We start from the raw sequence: 1569 nt of genomic DNA on the forward strand, positions 1-1569 counted from the left end.
CGCGCTCGCCGACGCGCTGACGGCCGTCGGCACGCCGGGCGCCGAACCGGCCAGGCGCCGGCTGACCACGGCGCTGGACCGGGCCGACGAGGCCATGCGGCTGCGCCGGCTGCTGCGCCGCAGGCCCCGTACCGACGAGCGCCGGCTCATCGAACGCTTCGCCGCCGCCACCACGCTCTGCGAGGCCAGCGTCGCCCTACTGTGGGAGGCCCGGCCGCTGCCCGCCCGCGTCGCCGAGGGGCCGCGGGCCCTCTCCCGGGCGCTGCGCACCGGGCGCCCTCCCGGCCGGCTGCCCGCGCCCGAGACCTCCACGCCCGCCCGCAGCGCCTTCGACCGGGCGCTGCTCGACGCGGCGGTGGTCTTCGCGCGCACCCAGCCGCCGGCGGGCGGCACCGCGGCGGGGGCGACGGACGAGCGGCTCCTTCGGGGGCTGCGTCCCGCCGCTCCCGTAGGCGCCTCGGAACGCGGCGTACTGGAGGAGGACAGCAGCGAGCGCGGCGTGTCCGAGGACAGTGGCGCCTGGGCCCCCTTCGGGTCGCGCGCGGCGTTCGAGACCGGGCGCTGGGCCTCCTTCGCGCGCGGCGTCGCGGGCGTGTTCGCCTGGCGGCGCGGGCCCGGCCGCCGCGTCTTCGGGCCCGCCGGGCGCGACTACGGCCTGCGGGTCGGCATCTGCATCGCGGCCTGCACGGCCATGGCGCTGCTGCTGCGCGCCGAGCACTGGTACTGGCTGCCCGCCACCGCCACGTTCCTCGTCAAGCCCGACCTCGGCCCGCTGTTCTCCCGTACGGTCAACCGCTTCGCCGGTACCGCCTGCGGCGTGCTGGTCTTCGCCCTCGCCGGACTGGCGCTGCCCGGCGCGTGGTGGCCCGTGGTGATGGCCACGGCGGGCGGCGCGCTGCTGCCCTTCGCGACCCGGCACTTCGCCCTGCAGACCGTCGCCATCACGCTCATGGTGCTGTCGTTCGTGCACGTCAGCGGCGCGCCGGAGGCCGCGCCCGAGCGGATCGTCGACACCTCGATCGCCTGCCTCATCGTGCTGGTCGTCGGTCACCTGCCGCGGCTGGCGGACCCGCGGCGCCGGGTCGGGCCGCGGGTCGGGGCCGCGCTGCACTGCACGGAGGCGTACCTGCGGCAGGTCCTCGCGACCGAGCCCGGCACGGACACGGGGGAGCGGCTGGCGCTGCGCCGGGCGGCCTACCAGGCGCTGGGCGAGGCCCGTACGGCCGCCGAGACGGCGGCTGCTGAGCTGCTCGCGCACCGCCGCGGCGACCCCGACTGGCCGACCGTCGTCAAGGCCGCCGAGCGCATCGTGGACGCGACCACGGCGGCGGCCGTCCGCCTGGACCAGGGCGCGCAGCGGCCCAGCGAGGAGGACGCGCGGCGGCTGTGCCTCGTCCTCACGGACATGGCGGCCGCGCTGAACGCGCCGCGCCGCCACCGCCCCCGGCCGCTGCCGCCGCCCGCCCTGGAGTCGGCCCCCGACTGCGCCACGCTCAGCGACGTCGCGGCGGAACTGGAACGGATGCGGGGGTACGCGGGGGCGGTCTGAGACGTACGGAGGCGGCGCGC

1 protein-coding gene is annotated in these 1569 nt (G+C 78.6%); it reads left to right on the forward strand.

Features of this window, described 5'->3' with window-relative positions; translation table 11 throughout:
• Positions 1–1549, forward strand: a 1549-nt coding sequence (locus tag ABT381_RS35720) for an FUSC family protein (protein WP_351602269.1), incomplete at its 5' end; no start/stop codon positions are given.
• Positions 1550–1569: the final 20 nt, after the last annotated feature.

It is taken from the genome of Streptomyces sp. NPDC000151 (assembly GCF_040301705.1).
GTDB lineage: Bacteria > Actinomycetota > Actinomycetes > Streptomycetales > Streptomycetaceae > Streptomyces.